This window comes from Natrinema longum, assembly GCF_017352095.1.
Taxonomy (GTDB): domain Archaea; phylum Halobacteriota; class Halobacteria; order Halobacteriales; family Natrialbaceae; genus Natrinema; species Natrinema longum.
On the sequence record NZ_CP071463.1, the window covers coordinates 2,979,036 to 2,995,959 of the forward strand.

The window sequence follows — 16,924 nt, forward strand, 5'->3', positions numbered from 1 at the left end:
TGGGCCGCTGTCCCGAGTGACCGCGACCCCACGAACGGGCCGTGGGTTCGCCGACACTGACTGACAACTCACCGTATGAGTCACCTCGAGCGTCGCTTTCGAATCGGACGACGCTCGGGCCGGTGACCGGCCGTCTCTCCGGACGGCGAACACGGTGCTGGTCGAGACGCCGAATCGCGAGGAACCGCGAGGGTTTTGGGATGGGCACGACTAGTCCGTCGTAATGAACGACGAGTTACGCGAGCGCGTCGAGCGCGAAGCCGAGAAGCACGCGCTGTTGAACGCCGTCAAACACGAGAGCGACGCCGCCGTCGGTGCCGTCATGGGGCCGCTGATGGGTGACAACCCCGATTTCCGCGAGCACTCCGACGCCGTCCCCGGCGTCGTCGGCGGCGTCGTGAGTCGCGTCAACGACCTCGACTACGAGGCAAAGCGGGCCCGGCTCGAGGACCTCGCACCCGAGGCACTCGCCGAGATCGAGGCCGAAGAGGAGGAGGACGAACACGACCTCCCCGATCTGCCCAACGCCGAGGAGTACGACGAGATCCGGATGCGGTGTGCGCCGAACCCGAACGGGCCCTGGCACGTCGGCCACGCCCGGATGCCCGCCGTCATCGGTACCTATCGCGAGCGCTACGACGGCTGGTTCTGTGTCCGATTCGACGACACCGATCCCGAGACCAAGCGGCCGGATCTCGACGCCTACGACGCGATCCTCGAGGATCTCGACTATCTCGGCTTCGAACCCGACGCGACCTACAGAGCCAGCGACCGCCTCGAGACCTACTACGATCACGCCCGCGAGCTGATCGAGATGGGCGGAGCCTACACCTGCTCGTGCTCGGGCGAGGCGTTCTCGGAGCTGAAAAACTCCGGTGAGCCCTGCCCGCATCGCCACAAGGACGAGGAAACCGTCCGCGAGGAGTTCGAGGCCATGGTCGACGGCGAGTACAGCAGCGGCGAACTGGTCCTGCGGGTCAAGACCGACATTGAACACAAGAACCCGGCGCTGCGCGACTGGGTCGCCTTCCGGATGATCGACACGCCCCATCCCCGCGAGGAGGCGAGCGAGTACCGCTGCTGGCCGATGCTCGACTTCCAGTCGGGGGTCGACGACCACCTGCTCGAGGTCACACACATCATCCGCGGGATCGACCTGCAGGACTCCGCGAAGCGCCAGCAGTTCGTCTACGATTACTTCGGGTGGGACTACCCTGAGGTCATCCACTGGGGACACGTCCAGCTCGACGACTACGACGTCAAGATGAGTACGTCGACCATCGCCGAACTGATCGAGGACGGCGCGCTCGACGGCTGGGACGACCCGCGAGCGCCGACGCTCAAGAGTCTGCGCCGGCGCGGTATCCGCGGTGAGGCCATCGTCGAGGCGATGACCGGCCTCGGCACCTCGACGACCGACGTCGACCTCGCGATGAGTTCGATCTACGCGAACAACCGGGACCTGATCGACGAGGAGACCGACCGCCGCTTTTTCGTCCGCGACGGCAACCAGCTCCCTCTCGCCGGGGACCCGCCCGCCGAAGCGAACCCGCCGCTGCATCCCAACCACGAGGAGCGTGGGGCCCGCGAGATCCCCGTCGGCGATTCGGTCATGCTCGAGGTCGGAGATATTCCCGACGATGGAGACGAGGAAGACGATCAGCGAATCTGGCTGAAGGGGCTGGGCTGTTTCCGGTTCGACGACGGCGTCCTGCGATACACGGGCGACGACATCGACGTGGTCCGCGAGGGTGGCGTCGACGTGATCCACTGGGTGCCCGCAGACGGGAGCGTCCCGGTCCGTCTGCGAACGATGGACGGCGACGTGATCGGCCACGCGGAACCGGGGGTCGGCGACCTCGAGCCCGACGAGCTGGTCCAGTTCGAGCGGGTCGGGTTCGCGAGAATCGACCGGCAGGAAACCGACGAGGAAGACGGAGAGACGGTCGCATACTACGCGCATCCATAAGTCACGTCCGCCAACGCGGCGACGCTGGCTCGCTCGCCGTGCGATCTCACTCGAGTAGGTCGTCACTCAGTTCCGGATCCGGATCGGCGACGACGCCGTCCTGCCGACCGAGGACGCGGGCGTGAGCGGCACAGACGAAGCGGTTGTCCGCCCAGGGAATGTGTAACTCGACCGCAGCGGGCCGATCACAGTCCGACTCGGAACACTCCATTCACGAATGATAACGACACCCACGGCTTCAGTGTTTCCCAGGTCACAGCACGAAGACGGCCACGAGGAATCCCAGCAGGATCGACGTCGTCAGCAGGACCTGGACCGCCGTCGACGCGAGCGTCCCGATAGTCGTGTAGACCGCCGAGCGCGCGCTTCCCTCGAGTTCCTCGCCGCGGACGAACTCGAGGACGAAGACGGTCCCGAAGAGGCCGACGAGCAGTCCCAGCGGCCCGGTGACGACCATCAGGAGGAGACCGACGACGGCGGCGACGGCGGTAGTCAGCCACGACGCCCCGCCGGCCCGTGCGGCGATCGAGCCGCCGAAGAACTCGACGAGCGCGGTGATGACGGCGATGAGGGCAAGGACGGTGAAGGTGAGCGCGCTCAGTTCCGCGGATCCGGCTCCGACCCAGTAGACGACGAGGCCGGCCAGCGAGAGCAGGCCGCTGGGGACCATCGGGACGGCCGCGCCGACGATTGCACCCACGAGCAACGCGATCGCGAGGACCAGCACTGCGTCGACCATATTTCCTCGAGGGCCGCGAGCGACAAAGCCGTACCGCCGGCGCTCTCGAGCCGATCCACGGACTTAGAGTCCCCAGAAGGCGACGATTCCGGCGGTGGTGACGATCGCGAGTAGCAGTTGGAGCGGGCCGCCCACACGGATGAAGTCCCGGAACTGGTACTTTCCCGGCCCGTAGACGAAGAGGTTGGTCTGGTAGCCGACGGGCGTCATAAAGGCCGTGCTGGCGGCGAAGGTCACCGCGAGGACGAACGCGAAGGCGTTCGCGTCCAGCCTCGAGGCCACGTCGACTGCCACCGGAACGAGTAACACGACGCTGGCCTGGTTGCTGACGACGTTGGTCATCAGGGCCGTCAACAGGTAGAATACGCCGAGGACGGCGACGGCGGGTAGGAAATCCGCGCTCGAGACGACGAGCGCGCCGAGGGCGTCCGCGCCGCCGGTCTCGGCCATCGCGTTTCCAAGCGGGATGACGCCCGCGAGCAGAAAGATGATGTCCCACTGGACGGCCTCGTAGGCTTCGGCGGGTTTGAGGACGCCCGCGGCCAGCATGACGACGACGCCGGCCAGCGCCGAGACCATGATCGGTACCAGCCCGAGCGCGGCCAGTCCCACGACGGCGAGGACCACGCCGACAGCGAGCGGGAGTTTCGATCCCCGGAACTGCTGGAGCGCGAGGTCGCCGGCGACGATGACGTTCGGATTGTCGGCCAGCCGGTCGACCGTTTCGGCCTCGGACTCGACGAGGAGCGCGTCGCCCGGTCGGAACGTGAACTCGGTCAACCGTTCGTGCGTGATCTTGCCGCCGCGTCGAACGGCGAGCACTCGCGCCTGATAGGTATCCGAAAAGCCCGCCGAGTCGATCGTCTCGCCGATCAGGTCCGAGCCCGCCGTGAGGACGATCTCGACGAGCGTCTGGTCCGGAGCGAGCGTCTCGAGGTCCGTTTCGGCCGTCACGCCTGGAACGAGATCGATCCCGTCGACGTCGAGTAGCGTCTGGAGCGCGTCGTCCGTCAGCCGAACCGTGTAGACGTCGTCGGGCTCGACGGTGGTCGATGGCGATGGGTTGAACGTATACCGATCGCCCCGAACGAGCTGGGTGACGTCGGCTTCGAAATTGACCTCCTCGAGGGCGTCCCGAAGCGTGATGCCGACCACCGGTGAGTGCTTTCGGACGACGAGTTCCGTGAGGTACTCCTCTTTCGTCGCCGTCTCTCGCTCGCTTCGTGCCGTCACGTGTGCCGGGGTGAGCCAGTAGCCGACGGTAAGCAGGTACGCCGAGCCGACGGCGAACACGACGACGCCGAGGTGGGTAAACTCGAACATCGAGAAGGGGCGGCCGAGGTACTCCGCGGAGAGGCTGCTCGCGACGAGGTTCGTCGACGTGCCGATGAGGGTGAGCATCCCGCCGAACATCGAGGCGTACGACAGGGGCAAGAGGAGCTTCGAGGGAGAGGTGCCGTTCTCGTGAGCGAGGTCGTTTACCATCGGCATCAACACGGCGACTGCCGCCGTGTTGTTGATCAGTCCCGACAGCGGCCCGACGATGCCGATCGTCGCGCCGAGTTGCTTGTGTTCGTCCGTCCCGGTGTACGACGCGACGGTCTGCTGGAGACGCTGAATGACCCCGGTTCGGCGAACGCCCTCGCTCAGGATCATCATCGCGAGGATCGTGATCGTCGCGGGGTTCGAGAACCCGGCGACGCCGTCCCTCGGCGAGACGCCGGTCCACGGGCCGAGCAACATCAGGCTCACCATAATCCCGAGTGCCGTGACATCGATCGGGACCGGCTCGGTAACGAACAACACGAGTGCGGCGGCGATGATCAGAAAGACCAGCAACGCACCAGTCGTCAACGGTGCCATCCAGTTGTCCGACCTTCCAGTGTGAACGGTAAATAACGGTGTCTCCCGTCCCATACACTGATACTGACCGACGGGACGGGTCGAAGTCGAGCACTCATACTGACCCGATACCATTACGGGCCAGTGATAGAACGTTCACGCATGACTGACGGTGCGATCATCGTCGGCGCGTCCTCGGGTATCGGCGAAGCACTGGCTCGGCGACTCGCGGCGGAGGGGTACGAAATCGGTCTGGCGGCCCGTCGAACGGAGCGGCTCCAATCGATCGGAGCCGAACTGCCGACCAAATCGTACGTCGCGACGATGGACGTTACCGACGTCGACGACGCTCGAGACGGCTTCTTCGAACTGGCCGAGGCGATGACGGCAGTCGATCTCGTCGTCATCAGCGCCGGGATCGCGACCGTCAATCGGGACCTCGAGTGGGAGCCCGAACGACGGACGATCGACGTCAACGTCCGCGGCTTCACCGCGATCGCGACGGCCGCAATGGAGTACTTCGAGGACACTCCGGAACACGCGAGCGACGGCCACCTCGTGGGGATCTCGTCCGTGGCGGCTCACATCGGTAACGGCGACGCGCCGGCCTATAGCGCCTCGAAGGCCTACGTCTCGACGTATCTCGAGGGGCTTCGCTATCGAGGGGACGATCGCGACGCCGACGTGACGATCACGACCATCGAACCGGGATTCGTCGATACCAAGCTTTCGCTGGGCGGCTTCTGGGAGTGTTCACCCGAGACGGCGGCCGAACAGATCGCTCGAGCGATCCGCAAAGAGCGGGACCACGCCTACGTGACGCGGCGATGGCGGGCCATCGCGTGGCTCGTGAATCTCGCTCCGGAGTGGTTGCTCCGACGGCTTTTCTGAGTCGCCTCTCGATATGGAGCCACCGGCTCACCACGGCCCAGCGTACGCCACCGCCTGCCGTGTTCCAGTTCGGACGGCCATGGTGATCACTCGTCGACGAATCGCGCTCGCACCTCGAGTGCGGCGTCCGTTCCGTAGTGGTCGACCAGCGGACAGAACGCGTCGCCGAGCGCCCGCATACACTGTCCCGTGGAGTGGTACTCGAGGCGGTCCGCGACCGTCTCCCAGCCGTGGCCCTGGAGGGCACGCAGGACCAGCAACCGCTCCTCGCGGTCCGTCAGGGCGACGGTGTCGGGATCGTCGACGAGGTATCGGACGACGAGGTCCCTGAACGGCCCGGGATCGACGTCGAACAGCCCCGGACCGTAGGCGGCACCGGCGACGACTCGCCACTCGTGGTCCGTCACCGCCAGCGGCGGGCCGGCGTCGGCGTCGACGGTTCGGAGGAGTGCTCGAGCGACGTCGGGCGCGAGGTCGTCGAGCGCGTCCGAACTGAGTGCGGCGACCCGGCGGACGAACCAGTCGGCGTGGCGGTCGTGGAGCGCACGGCCGTCGTCGCCGGTTGGCGCGAGCATGAGCGCGGAGTACTCGCCGCTGGCGTCGTTTCGCGTCGTCGAGACGTGAACCGTTCGATAGCCGTTCTCGCGCCAGAACTCGAGGAGGCCGGGCGTCGCGCCGAAACCGGTTCCGAGCCAGTCGACCGCGGACTCGTACTCCGCGCGGATGCGCTCGAGCAGGTGCGAGCCGAGCCCGCGCGAACGGGCCGCGTGGTGGGTCGCGATCCGGACGACGCGGCGGCCGACGGGCTCGCTCGCCGCCTCGTCGCGCAACTGGCTCGTCAACACGTCCGGCAGCATGTTGCCGCGGACGCGGCCGCCCTCGTACATCATCGCCCGCGTCTCTGCTGGGAGCCCCCCCTCGCGAGCGAGCAGGGCGACGCTGACGACGTGGCCGTCGTGGAGTAACGCGCGAGCCGCGAGGTTCGGGGCGTCGAGTAGTCGCGCGAGGTCGTTTGGCTCGGTTCGGTAGTGGGCGAGGACGAGTAGGCCGAAGGCCTCCCGGAGCAGTCGGTCGTCCGCGAGGAGGTCCTCGGGCTCGAGTCGTCGGTACTCGACCGTTCCGGGCGTGGCGTCGGTCACGAGCTGGTCGACCGGCGGCCGGGCGTCGAGCAACAGTGCGCGGAAGGCCCACACCTCTACGGGATCGCCGGCCGCGTACCGGATCGGTTCGACCAGCGTACAGTCGGTCACCTCGTGGTCGCTCTCGGCGAGTCGATCCCGAAAGCGGACCGAGAAACCCCGCCCCGCGCCCTCGTAGCCGTGGATCGTCGTCGCGAACGCGACCCTGTCGGCTCCGAGCAGCGACTCGAGCGTCGCGACCGGAAGCGCGGCAGCCTCGTCGACGATAACGACGTCCGCCGATTCGAGGTCCTCGATGGCGTCCGACGGCTCGAGGTATCGGACCGAGCCACCGGCAGCCGTCTCGATTCGGCGGGTGTCGACGGTGGCGTCGCCCCCCTCGAGTCGCTCGCAGAGCTCCCCCGCCCGCTCGAACAGTTCCGCCACGTTCCGGGCGGCGGGGGCGGTCACCAGCACGGTTCTTCCGTCAGCGGCGAACGCTCCTGCGGCCAGGCCTGCGGCGCTCGACTTGCCCCGGCCGCGGTCGGAATCGACGACGACGGCCCGATCGTCCGCGAACAACGATTCGAAGGCGGCAACGGCGTCGACCTGATCGGCCGTCAGGCAGGCCTCGTAGGCAGCGGCCGGAAACCGATGGTCCGTGGGTGGTGTCGGCGCGGCCGCTGCAAGCCGCGGAGCCGGGTCCGTCAGGCCGTCGGCCTCGATGCGATCGGCCTCGAGGTCCACGATCGCGATACCGCGGTGTGCCCGTAGCGTCTCGACCAGACGGCGTTTGAATCGGCCGGTGACGTCGTCCGGTTCGAACGGCGGGACCGCGAGCGATTCGTCGAACGCACCGCGGCGGTCGGGCCACGTCTCGAGGGAAGGCGTCAGAAGAACGAGGAGGCCACCCCCGTCGACCGCGCCGGTGACTGTGCCGAGCGCGTTCGGCTGGAGCCCCTCGTGGACGTCGACGGCGATGACAGCCCGTGTGGTTCCGAGGAGGTCGCTCGCGTTGACCTGCCGGCGGTGTTCACACCGGAGCCGATCCTCGGGACCGACGAGCGTCGTGCCGGTGATCGGGACCGAGAGGGCGTCGAGGATCGACTCGAGACGGTCGTACCCACGGTTCCGGCCTCCTGCAAGAACCAGCACCCGTCGCTCGTTAGCTCGCGTGGCTTCCGTGCGGAGCGTTCGTGCGAGTGTAACGACATCCGCGTCCGCGTTCATACGGCCGCTTTGTGGGCTCGAATATGAATAATCTCGCATGCGCGTCCCGTCGAGACAGCGACGTCCGTTCTTCCGAACGCTGAGCGTGTACAGTGGCTCCCACAGTCGCTTCTGATTGCTGTGGGCGATATCTAAAAACATATAACTAGTTTATTATTTTCGAGCCACGAGAATTACTCTATACTTTCAATACCGTTCGTATCAAAAATCTGAACGTGATCGGAAATGGACATCGACACGGAGCTGCACCGGCCACACCGGAGCAACGAGACGACGTTCGAGAGTACGGAGCGTGAGTCATATGAGTAACGAGAGTACCCCACGACAGGACGGTTCGGAACGGGACGCGTACTTCGTCGGCGGCGGCATCGCGTCCCTCGCCGGGGCTGCGTTCCTCGTTCGTGACAGCGAACTGCCCGGCGAGAACGTTCACGTACTGGAGAAACTGGACGTGATGGGCGGGGCACTCGACGGGGCCGGCTCGCCCGAAGAGGGGTACGTTATCCGTGGCGGCCGGATGATGAATTTCCCGACGTACGAGTGTACCTGGGACCTGCTCGAGACGATCCCCTCGCTCGAAGACCGCGACAAGTCGATCAAGGACGTGATGGACGAGTTCAACGAAGCACACCAGACGTACGCGATCGCACGGCTGCTGGGCGACGATCAGGACGTGCTGGACGTTTCGTCGTACGACTTCGAGATGGAGCATCGGCTCTCGTTATTACAACTGGTCTTGACGCCCGAGGAGCAACTCGGCGACACGCGGATCGAAGAGTGGTTCTCGGAGTCGTTCTTCGAGACGCCGTTCTGGCACATCTGGGCCACGACGTTTGCCTTCCAGCCCTGGCACAGCGTCGCGGAGATGCGCCGATACATGCACCGCTTCATGCACGAGTTCCCCCGGTTGAACACCATGGAGGGCATCCACCGGACCAAGTACAACCAGTACGACTCGATGGTGCGACCCATTCGACGGTGGCTAGAAGACCACGGCGTCGAGTTCCGGGGCGGCTGTGAAGTGACTGATATGGATATCGTGCCCGGCCGAGACGGCAAGACCGTCGAAACGATCCACTACGAGGCCGACGGAACGGCCGAGACGATCGACGTCGAGCCGACGGATCTCGTCTTCGTGACCAACGGGTCGATGACCGATGGCTCGGATCTCGGATCGATGACCGAAGCGCCCGAACTGAACACGACGGGGGCGTCCTTCGAACTGTGGAAGAACATCGTCGAGGACAACCCCGAGTTCGGGACGCCGTCGGCCTTCGCCGACCACGTTCAGGAGACGAAGTGGCCGTCCTACACCGTCACGCTGGACGAACCGGACCTGCTCGAGCACATCGTCGAGGTCACCGGCGAAGCGCCCGGAAACGGATTGATCACCTTCACCGAGTCGAACTGGTTGATGTCCATCGTCGTCGCCGCCCAGCCCCACTTCGCGAACCAGCCCGACGACGTGAAGGTCTTCTGGGGATACGGACTGTTCCCCGAGGAGGAGGGGAACCACGTCGAGAAGAAGATGGAGAACTGTACCGGCGAAGAGATCCTCGAGGAACTCTGCTACCACCTCGGCTACCTCGACGAACTCCCGGCGGTTCTCGAGGACGCGAACTGTATCCCCTGCAACATGCCGTTTATCACGAGCCACTTCATGCCCCGAACCCCCGGCGATCGACCGGACGTCGTTCCGCCGGGATCGAACAACCTGGCGTTTATCGGACAGTTCGCCGAGGTACCACGGGACGTGGTCTTCACAGTCGAGTATTCGGTGCGATCCGCGATGATGGCAGTCTACGACCTCATGGACGTGGATCGTGAGGTTCCGGCCGTGAGTACGCATCAGTACGAACCCGAGGTCCTCGTGGACGCCGCGAAAGCCGCGTTCAGGTAGGTCTCGGTTGGCTCGGGGCGGGCCGGCTCTCGTCGCCACCGCACACTCGATCGGACGACGGTTGTCCGATCGGTGTGTAAACGGCCCCTCTCGAGTCAGTCCGCGATGTCCCGACCGACGGTCAGTCTCGTAACCCCTGCAAGTCGCTGCACACTGGTCACAACGCAGCCGTGCGAGCAGGTGTGCACTGACTTTCAGTGACTACTATAGCTGGACGCGAACGGGAGACCGGCCCGCCGTGCGGTGCCATCCCACGGCGTCACGCGTTTGAACACGCTTTTAAGGGGGGCAACGCTATTCAGGTGTACACCCTACGCGGGGTTGATGATGCTCCTAGCTTCACAGGACTTTCGCCGGGATCGACCCGGTACGGGTACCCAGTGCCCGGACGGCAGGGGAGCGCGAGCCCACGTGTAGGAGAGGTGAACAACCAATGTCAGTTTACGTAACCACCGACATCCCAGCAGACCTCGCCGACGACGCCCTCGAGGCGCTCGAGGTCGCACGAGACACCGGACGAGTAAAGAAAGGAACGAACGAAACCACGAAGGCGATCGAGCGCGGCAACGCCGATCTCGTTTACGTCGCCGAAGACGTCTCCCCCGAAGAGATCGTCATGCATCTCCCGGAGCTCGCCGACGAGAAGGGCATTCCCGTCGTCTTTATCGAGACCCAGGACGACGTCGGCCACGCAGCCGGTCTCGAGGTCGGCTCGGCCGCTGCGGCGATCGTCGACGCTGGCGAAGCCGAAGACGACGTCGAGGACATCGCCGACAAGGTCGAGGACCTCGACTGAGGTGATCAGAGATGAGTGCTGAAGAGGAAGAAAGCGGCTCCACGCCCGCCGAGGTCATCGAGATCGTCGGCAAGACCGGCATGCACGGCGAAGCCATGCAGGTCAAATGCCGAATCAAGGAGGGCGAGAATCAGGGACGCATCATCACCCGTAACTGCCTCGGGCCGGTCCGCGAAGGGGACGTACTCCAACTTCGCGAGACCGCCCGCGAGGCCGACTCCATCGGAGGACAATAATGGTCGAGAAACGAACCTGCGACTACACGGGCGAAGAGATCGAACCCGGCACGGGCATCATGTACGTCCAGACGGACGGCACCGTGCTCCACTTCGTCGACTCCAAGGCGGAGAAAAACTTCAAGCTCGGGCGCGAACCCCGCGATCTCGAGTGGACCGAAGAAGGTCGTCGCGGCAAGGGTCCCGCACAGGCTGACACGCCTGCCGACGAGGAAGCCGACCAGACCGAGGCGGTCGAGGCCGGCGACGACGAGGACGACGTGTCCGCCGGGGACGAACCCGTCGACGAGACGGAAGAGGCCGAAGCGGCTGAGGAAGCCGAAGAAGCCGATGAAGCCGAGGAAGCCGAGGAAGCCGAGGAAGCCGAACAATGAGCGATCACGAGCGCACCTTCGTGATGGTCAAGCCCGACGCCTTCGCACGCGGGCTCGTGGGCGAAGTCGTCTCTCGACTCGAGGACCGCGGGCTCAAACTCGTCGGTATCAAGGTCGAGAACATGCCCCGCGAACGGGCAGAAGAACACTACAGCGAACACGAGGACAAGCCGTTCTACGACGACCTCGTGGACTTCATCACCTCGGGACCGGTCGTCCCGATGGTCTGGGAAGGCCAGGACGCGACCCGTCAGGTCCGCCAGATGATCGGCGAGACCGATCCCCTCGAGGCTGCACCCGGAACGATCCGGGGCGACTACGCGCTCGATCTCGGTCGGAACGTCGTTCACGCCGCCGACCACGAGGACGACGGCGCGAACGAACGCGAAATCGCGATCCACTTCGACGACGACGAGTTGATCGACTACGATCAACACGACGCCGAGTGGCTCTACGAGTAAGGAGACACGACGTCGGGTATCGGTTTCCTCGCGTCGTTTCACACGGTTCCCTGTCCCGAGTGACCGGCGGCCCCACGATCCGTCTCGGGGTCGCCGGCACTGACAGCGGTCCGTCTCAGTCGTCGTATCGCCACGAGGTGCCGATTGCGGTGATCGGCTGTGACGGCGATAGTACCCGTCTCGCCACCGACAATTCGTATTCTATCACATATATGTACTTTTCTAGGGATACGTAAAGTCTAATGTGGCGGCTGTAGTAGAGGTGGTTGGTGGTTTGGAATGGTAATACACGGTAGGTGGTTCGTGAATGCGTGATACGGAGGGCGTGACGATAGGGAGGGCGGAGGGGACGCCATCACTCGATCTCGTTTTCGATCTCCTTTCGAACCGCCGACGGCGGTACGTGCTCTACGCTCTCGCCGATCAGTCGGATGGCGTCGCAACGATCGAACGACTCACGGAGGCCGTCATCGCGTTTGAGCGGACGGCAGCAGACGACGACGTGGGAGCGGAGCCAAACGGGGGTTCGGAGTTCGACGACACTCACGACTCGTCGGACGACGGGACGACGGTACGGATGGAACTCCAGCACACTCACCTTCCGAAACTCGAGAACGCGGGGATCCTCGAACACGACCGGCGAAGCGAGACGGTCCGGTACTGGGGCCAGCCCTCCCTCGAGGAGTGGCTCGAACACGCACGGTACAAGGAAATCGGATAGCTCGACGCGAACGGTGCCCTACTCGTGGCCGTACTGAACGGCGATCGGAACCGCCGAAAGGTTTACTACTCAGTTCGTGGTGGAACAAGCGGAGTGTCGGTAAATCGCCGGACGGGGCGGTCGAGACTTATGTGGTGTGATATCGTCCCACTCCTCAAAACTTAACAGGCGAGATACCGATACAGAACGTGAGGTGCATACTATGACTGATCACGAACTTCCACCACTCCCGTACGATTACGACGCGCTCGAACCATCACTGTCCGAACAGGTACTAACCTGGCATCACGACACCCACCATCAAGGGTACGTCAACGGCCTCAACGCCGCCGAGGAGACCCTCGCCGAGAACCGCGAGGAGGGCGACTTCGGCTCGACGCCCGGAGCCCTCAGCAACGTCACTCACAACGGCTGTGGCCACTATCTCCACACGCTGTTCTGGGAGAACATGTCGCCAGACGGTGGCGGCGAGCCGGAGGGCGACCTCGCCGATCGCATCGAAGCGGACTTCGGCTCCTACGAGGGCTGGAAGGGCGAGTTCGAGGCCGCTGCCGGTGCTGCCGGTGGTTGGGCACTGCTGGTATACGACCCGGTTGCGAAACAGCTTCGCAACGTCGCGGTCGACAAGCACGACCAGGGCGCACTCTGGGGCTCCCACCCCATCCTCGCGCTGGACGTCTGGGAACACTCCTACTACTACGACTACGGTCCGGACCGCGGGGACTTCATCGATGCCTTCTTCGACGTCGTCAACTGGGAGAAGGCCACGGAAGAGTACGAGAAGTGCCTCGACCACTTCGAGTAGACGACTCAGTCGAACCCTGATTTTTTGGCGGCTCAATGCGCGTCGAATCGACGCCGCTTGTGCCGTGAGCGTCTCCTATAGCGTCTCTCCCGTCCGGTTTCACGACTCACCGTTCGGATTCGCGTCCGCTGGCTGCCGGGGTGTGGAACCGGTCGCGTCGTCTCCCGTCTCGATCCGGCGGAACTCGAATCGGGCACCGCCGTGCTCGCTCTCGCCGGCTTCGACGGTCCAGCCATGGGCGGTGGCGATCCCGGAGACGATACTCAGCCCGAATCCCGTCCCGTCCGGATTGGTCGTGTAGCCGTCCTCGAAGACGTCTCCATCGTCCGGCAGTCCACGGCCGTCGTCGGCGACGTAGAACCCCGCCGGACCGTCGGCCCCATCCGTCCCGATGGTCCCCACTTCGACAGTGAGCGACGACCGGCCCGAGGCCTCGGTCTCCGTCGTGTCCTCCGGGCCGTCGGCCGGACCGTGTTCTACAGCGTGGTGACTCGCCTGCGAAGTGGGTTCTTTCGCGCCGTGTTCGATGGCGTTCCGAAACAGGTTCTCGAGCAGGCGCGTTACCCGATCGGCATCCGCGAGGATCGTCGTCTCCGATGCGATCACGAGGGCGGCGTCGCCGGTGTCGACGTTCTCCCATGCACGCTCGGCGAGAGCGGCCAGTGAGACCGGTTCCGGATCGGTGATCGTCGTCCCATCGCGAGCCAACGCGAGGACGTCCTCGATGATCGCAGCCATTCGGTCGTGTGACTGTTCGATCTCGTCGAGAGACGGCTCGGGGTCGTCGGCTTCGCGGGCAAGATCCAGGTATCCCTCGGCGACGTTCAGCGGGTTCCGCAGGTCGTGAGAGACCACGCTGGCGAAGCGCTCGAGGCGTTCGTTTTGCCGTTCTACCTGTGCTTCCTGGCGCTTTCGGTCGGTGATATCGCGGATGAGACACAACCAGCCGATGTGGCGATCACGGCCGTCCTCGAGCGGTGTCGTCCGGAGGTGATAGTGGCCGCCAGCGACCGCGACCTCGCTGTCTCCGTCGGTCCGAGTCGCGGTCAGCGCTCGATACTCGTCCCGTAACTCGGGGTAGTCGGCCAGCAGTGACTCGAGACGCTTGCCGATCGGTGCGGAATCGATGTCCTCGAGGAGGGCCCGTCCAGCGGGGTTCAGGTCGATCAACCGATCCTGTTCGTCGACGACGAAGATCCCGTCGGAGACGTTATCGAGGACGCGATCTCGAGCGATCGGGACGAGATCGGTCAGTCGGTAGTGAACGATTCCGATCGCGTACAGAATCCCGGTTACGAGGAAGCCAACCGGGGAGACTTCCACGTCGACCAGATCGAAGACGTACACACTGTTGGCGGTCCAGGCCGCGATCGTTCCGACGAGCATGACGGCGATCTGTCCCCGGTAGACTGCCTGGGACCGATAGAGCAGTCCGAAGATCAACATCGTGACGACGGCCAGAATCGTGTAGGCGTAGGCCGTGTGGATCCAGAACCCGATTCCCCACTCGACGGTGCCATCGACGACGGTGAAAAAGAGCCCATCGGGATTGACGGCGACGAAGATGATCACCAGAATCGGCTCGATCGAGAGCGCAGCGACTATCGACGGTCTGATAAAGCGCTCCCGACCGGTATACTCGAGCGTGAACACGAGTAGCGTCAGCAAATACAGCCCGATACTGAGAAACACGATCACTAGAAACACGCGAGCCACGAGGCCACGGTCGACGACGGTTCGAGCGAGCAACGACCCGGCCCACAGTCCGGTCGACAGGACGTTCACGAGCAACGGCACCGCACCGGGTCGGTCGCGATGTCGCCAGAGGACCCCAGCGAGGGCAACGCTGTTGAAGACGACGATCAGGTAAACCAGTTGAATGGGTGCGATACCCGTCCCGAAAGCCATTACCCCTACTCGAGTAGCAACGCTGTAAAATTCACTGGCCGTTTCCGCCACGGATCGCTCGGTCCGTCCTGCAGGCGAACGCGAACGAACCATTTACGCGTCGGCCGCTGATACGTGAGCGTATGCCCGTCCCGAAATCCGAGTTCGAGACCCTTCCGCCGTGTGATTTCTACACGCCGGCGGAACTGTTCGAGGACGACCAGATGTATACCGTCTACGAGATCGCCCGCATGCTACAGGGGGTCGAACCCGACGCGGATATCGACCGCGAGACCGAGGACATCCTGCTCGACTGGGCGATCCCGTGGATCATGACCAACGCCGACGACCTCGTGGTCGCCGAACCACGAGACGAGGACGAACCCGGCTACTACGGTCTGAAAGAATGATCTTCCTGGTGGTCGGGGCGGATCGCGTCGACGCCGGCAAGACCACGTTCTCGGCCGGTCTGCTCGAGCGAACCGGCGCGGTCGGCTACAAACCCCGCGCCGGGAACGACTTCTGGTTCGACCACGACGATTGTCGACGCGCGCTCGCCGACGGACGGCTCTACGGAAAGGATGCGGCGCGTCTCTCGGCTGCCGACGGTCGCGAGCGTCCGCCCGAGCGCCTCAATCCCGTCCACCGGCTGTGGCAGCCGGCACCCGGCGGTGGGACCGGCCTGCTCGGCCGGGCGGACAGGGAGTTCGTCGTCGACCGTGTCGGTCGTGACGCCGACGACCCGCTGTTCGTTCGCAACGCGACCGCCACGGTCCCGGACGCGGTCGCCGACGCGCTTTCACTCGCCGAGGCCGTCCCCGTCGAGACCGTCGACGAGTTCAACGACCTCGCGAGAGCGCGGTACGTTCCCGCGTTCGAGGGAGTTGCCGCGGAGATCGAGGCGACCGACATCGCCGTCGTCGAATCCTACAGCGACATCGCACAGCCACTCGAGACCCTGGATCCGGCGTCGATCGCCGCCGTCGCGGCCGTCGAGCCGGGACGCGTACGGATCTATCGGGGCGATCGCTACTGCCGCGCATGCGAGGTCGCCAGCTCGAGCCCCAGAGACGGGGCCATCGAAAAACGCGTCCCCGACGTCATCGAGTATCTCGACCCGCTCGAGCGGGTATCACTTCCGGCGCTTTCCGGTCCCGAACGGGACGACCCCGCTCGGATCGCCCGTGCGTACGCGGACGCCTACGAGGCGGTTCTCGACGCCGCCGGAGGGGTGTAGCCTCGCCTCGTCCGGCGCGATTGGAACCCGAACGAGATCACGCCTGCCGGGCCATCCGCGCCGAGAGTTCGACGTGGTCGTAGGGGTCGGTCGTCACGCTCGGTCCGTGTCCGGTATGCATCTCCTCGAGCCCCGGATCGATCCACTCGAGCACGCGGTCGATGCTTTCGATCAGTGCCTCGCGGTCGCCTTCCTCGAGGTCGGTTCGCCCGAAGCTCCCGTTCTGGAAGACGAGATCGCCCGCGAACAGTACGCTGGCCGCCTCGGAGTGGAAGCAGAGGTGATCGTTCTTGTGGCCGGGCGTGTGGAGCGCAACGTACTCGTGGTCGCCCAGCTGGACCCGTTCCTCGTCCGCGATAGCGTGATCGACGCCGTCGATCGACGTATCGTACCCCCACGCGTCGACGTCGAAGGCGTCCGTGACCGCCGCGAGATTGCCCACGTGGTCGCGGTGTGTGTGCGTGAGGATCACGGCGTCGAGGTCGTCGACGCGGGAGCGGACGGCATCGACGACGTCGAAGTTCGCTCCCGTATCGACGAGGACCGGCCGATCGCCGGAGACGAGGAAGACGTTGCTCGTGAACGCCTGCACGCCCTGTGCGAGATTGCTTATCACGAGAATCGATACGCCGTCGATCGATTTGTACGTGTCGACACGGAAGGGTATCCGGTCCCGTCGACTCGTGTATTCACAACCATTTTTAGCTCCGGCACGTAG

At 64.8% G+C, this 16,924-nt stretch carries 17 protein-coding genes; 11 read left to right on the forward strand and 6 right to left on the reverse strand.

What is annotated here, in order from left to right:
* Positions 1-223: 223 nt before the first annotated feature.
* Positions 224-1,969 carry a glutamate--tRNA ligase gene (locus J0X27_RS14690; RefSeq protein WP_207269906.1) on the forward strand — a complete coding sequence of 582 codons (1,746 nt, stop codon included), beginning with the start codon at positions 224-226 and terminating at the stop codon, positions 1,967-1,969.
* A 46-nt stretch (positions 1,970-2,015) separates the two neighbouring features.
* Here J0X27_RS14690 and J0X27_RS14695 read toward each other — a convergent pair whose 3' ends face one another.
* The 3 genes from J0X27_RS14695 to J0X27_RS14705 form a co-directional block, all read right to left on the reverse strand.
* Positions 2,016-2,180, reverse strand: a complete 165-nt coding sequence (locus tag J0X27_RS14695) for a DUF8014 family protein (protein ID WP_169924371.1) — start codon at positions 2,178-2,180, stop codon at positions 2,016-2,018.
* Between the two features lie 42 nt (positions 2,181-2,222).
* A complete protein-coding gene (locus tag J0X27_RS14700; protein ID WP_207269907.1) occupies positions 2,223-2,708 on the reverse strand; it encodes a DUF456 domain-containing protein in 486 nt (161 codons plus the stop codon).
* A gap of 63 nt (positions 2,709-2,771) precedes the next feature.
* The gene (locus J0X27_RS14705; protein ID WP_207269908.1) at positions 2,772-4,571 is read right to left on the reverse strand and encodes an SLC13 family permease; all 1,800 of its coding nucleotides are present in this window, start codon (positions 4,569-4,571) and stop codon (positions 2,772-2,774) included.
* Positions 4,572-4,712: 141 nt separating this feature from the next.
* Here J0X27_RS14705 and J0X27_RS14710 point away from each other — a divergent pair, with 141 nt between their 5' ends.
* Complete coding sequence (locus J0X27_RS14710) at positions 4,713-5,441, forward strand: SDR family NAD(P)-dependent oxidoreductase (RefSeq protein WP_207269909.1); 729 nt, start codon at positions 4,713-4,715, stop codon at positions 5,439-5,441.
* 86 nt (positions 5,442-5,527) lie between these two features.
* Here J0X27_RS14710 and tmcA read toward each other — a convergent pair whose 3' ends face one another.
* A complete protein-coding gene (gene tmcA, locus J0X27_RS14715) occupies positions 5,528-7,789 on the reverse strand; it encodes a tRNA(Met) cytidine acetyltransferase TmcA (protein WP_207269910.1) in 2,262 nt (753 codons plus the stop codon).
* A gap of 301 nt (positions 7,790-8,090) precedes the next feature.
* On the opposite strand from tmcA, the gene J0X27_RS14720 reads away from it, so the two are divergent.
* The 7 genes from J0X27_RS14720 (at position 8,091) to sod (ending at position 13,082) form a co-directional block, all read left to right on the forward strand.
* Positions 8,091-9,689, forward strand: coding sequence for an oleate hydratase (locus J0X27_RS14720; protein WP_207269911.1), 1,599 nt, complete (start codon positions 8,091-8,093; stop codon positions 9,687-9,689).
* A gap of 433 nt (positions 9,690-10,122) precedes the next feature.
* Positions 10,123-10,485 carry a 50S ribosomal protein L7Ae gene (gene rpl7ae, locus J0X27_RS14725; RefSeq protein WP_097379947.1) on the forward strand — a complete coding sequence of 121 codons (363 nt, stop codon included), beginning with the start codon at positions 10,123-10,125 and terminating at the stop codon, positions 10,483-10,485.
* A gap of 11 nt (positions 10,486-10,496) precedes the next feature.
* Positions 10,497-10,721, forward strand: coding sequence for a 30S ribosomal protein S28e (locus J0X27_RS14730; RefSeq protein WP_006064297.1), 225 nt, complete (start codon positions 10,497-10,499; stop codon positions 10,719-10,721).
* Positions 10,721-11,095 carry a 50S ribosomal protein L24e gene (locus J0X27_RS14735; RefSeq protein ID WP_207269912.1) on the forward strand — a complete coding sequence of 125 codons (375 nt, stop codon included), beginning with the start codon at positions 10,721-10,723 and terminating at the stop codon, positions 11,093-11,095. The genes J0X27_RS14730 and J0X27_RS14735 overlap by 1 nt, the downstream gene beginning before the upstream one ends.
* Positions 11,092-11,556, forward strand: a complete 465-nt coding sequence (ndk, locus tag J0X27_RS14740) for a nucleoside-diphosphate kinase (protein ID WP_207269913.1) — start codon at positions 11,092-11,094, stop codon at positions 11,554-11,556. The genes J0X27_RS14735 and ndk overlap by 4 nt, the downstream gene beginning before the upstream one ends.
* A gap of 307 nt (positions 11,557-11,863) precedes the next feature.
* A complete protein-coding gene (locus J0X27_RS14745; RefSeq protein ID WP_207269914.1) occupies positions 11,864-12,277 on the forward strand; it encodes a DUF7344 domain-containing protein in 414 nt (137 codons plus the stop codon).
* 202 nt (positions 12,278-12,479) lie between these two features.
* On the forward strand, positions 12,480-13,082 hold the full coding sequence (gene sod / locus J0X27_RS14750; protein ID WP_207269915.1) for a superoxide dismutase: 603 nt from the start codon (positions 12,480-12,482) through the stop codon (positions 13,080-13,082).
* Positions 13,083-13,181: 99 nt separating this feature from the next.
* Here sod and J0X27_RS14755 read toward each other — a convergent pair whose 3' ends face one another.
* Positions 13,182-14,990, reverse strand: a complete 1,809-nt coding sequence (locus tag J0X27_RS14755) for a histidine kinase N-terminal 7TM domain-containing protein (protein WP_207269916.1) — start codon at positions 14,988-14,990, stop codon at positions 13,182-13,184.
* Positions 14,991-15,112: 122 nt separating this feature from the next.
* Here J0X27_RS14755 and J0X27_RS14760 point away from each other — a divergent pair, with 122 nt between their 5' ends.
* Positions 15,113-15,379, forward strand: a complete 267-nt coding sequence (locus J0X27_RS14760) for a DUF5827 family protein (RefSeq protein WP_207269917.1) — start codon at positions 15,113-15,115, stop codon at positions 15,377-15,379.
* Complete coding sequence (locus J0X27_RS14765) at positions 15,376-16,206, forward strand: ATPase (protein WP_207269918.1); 831 nt, start codon at positions 15,376-15,378, stop codon at positions 16,204-16,206. Before J0X27_RS14760 ends, J0X27_RS14765 begins: the two co-directional genes overlap by 4 nt.
* Before the next feature lie 37 nt (positions 16,207-16,243).
* Here the strand turns inward: J0X27_RS14765 and J0X27_RS14770 are convergent, their stop codons facing one another.
* Positions 16,244-16,822: an MBL fold metallo-hydrolase gene (locus J0X27_RS14770; protein ID WP_207269919.1), complete on the reverse strand. Its 579-nt coding sequence runs from the start codon at positions 16,820-16,822 to the stop codon at positions 16,244-16,246.
* Between the last annotated feature and the right edge of the window lie 102 nt (positions 16,823-16,924).

Excerpts from the sequence above, each read along its gene's own strand:
- J0X27_RS14690 (WP_207269906.1), top strand. The coding sequence starts at position 224 with ATGAACGACGAGTTACGCGAGCGCGTCGAGCGCGAAGCCGAGAAGCAC.
- J0X27_RS14695 (WP_169924371.1), bottom strand. The coding sequence starts at position 2,180 with ATGGAGTGTTCCGAGTCGGACTGTGATCGGCCCGCTGCGGTCGAGTTA.
- J0X27_RS14700 (WP_207269907.1), bottom strand. The coding sequence starts at position 2,708 with ATGGTCGACGCAGTGCTGGTCCTCGCGATCGCGTTGCTCGTGGGTGCA.
- J0X27_RS14705 (WP_207269908.1), bottom strand. The coding sequence starts at position 4,571 with ATGGCACCGTTGACGACTGGTGCGTTGCTGGTCTTTCTGATCATCGCC.
- J0X27_RS14710 (WP_207269909.1), top strand. The coding sequence starts at position 4,713 with ATGACTGACGGTGCGATCATCGTCGGCGCGTCCTCGGGTATCGGCGAA.
- tmcA (WP_207269910.1), bottom strand. The coding sequence starts at position 7,789 with ATGAACGCGGACGCGGATGTCGTTACACTCGCACGAACGCTCCGCACG.
- J0X27_RS14720 (WP_207269911.1), top strand. The coding sequence starts at position 8,091 with ATGAGTAACGAGAGTACCCCACGACAGGACGGTTCGGAACGGGACGCG.
- rpl7ae (WP_097379947.1), top strand. The coding sequence starts at position 10,123 with ATGTCAGTTTACGTAACCACCGACATCCCAGCAGACCTCGCCGACGAC.
- J0X27_RS14730 (WP_006064297.1), top strand. The coding sequence starts at position 10,497 with ATGAGTGCTGAAGAGGAAGAAAGCGGCTCCACGCCCGCCGAGGTCATC.
- J0X27_RS14735 (WP_207269912.1), top strand. The coding sequence starts at position 10,721 with ATGGTCGAGAAACGAACCTGCGACTACACGGGCGAAGAGATCGAACCC.
- ndk (WP_207269913.1), top strand. The coding sequence starts at position 11,092 with ATGAGCGATCACGAGCGCACCTTCGTGATGGTCAAGCCCGACGCCTTC.
- J0X27_RS14745 (WP_207269914.1), top strand. The coding sequence starts at position 11,864 with ATGCGTGATACGGAGGGCGTGACGATAGGGAGGGCGGAGGGGACGCCA.
- sod (WP_207269915.1), top strand. The coding sequence starts at position 12,480 with ATGACTGATCACGAACTTCCACCACTCCCGTACGATTACGACGCGCTC.
- J0X27_RS14755 (WP_207269916.1), bottom strand. The coding sequence starts at position 14,990 with ATGGCTTTCGGGACGGGTATCGCACCCATTCAACTGGTTTACCTGATC.
- J0X27_RS14760 (WP_207269917.1), top strand. The coding sequence starts at position 15,113 with ATGCCCGTCCCGAAATCCGAGTTCGAGACCCTTCCGCCGTGTGATTTC.
- J0X27_RS14765 (WP_207269918.1), top strand. The coding sequence starts at position 15,376 with ATGATCTTCCTGGTGGTCGGGGCGGATCGCGTCGACGCCGGCAAGACC.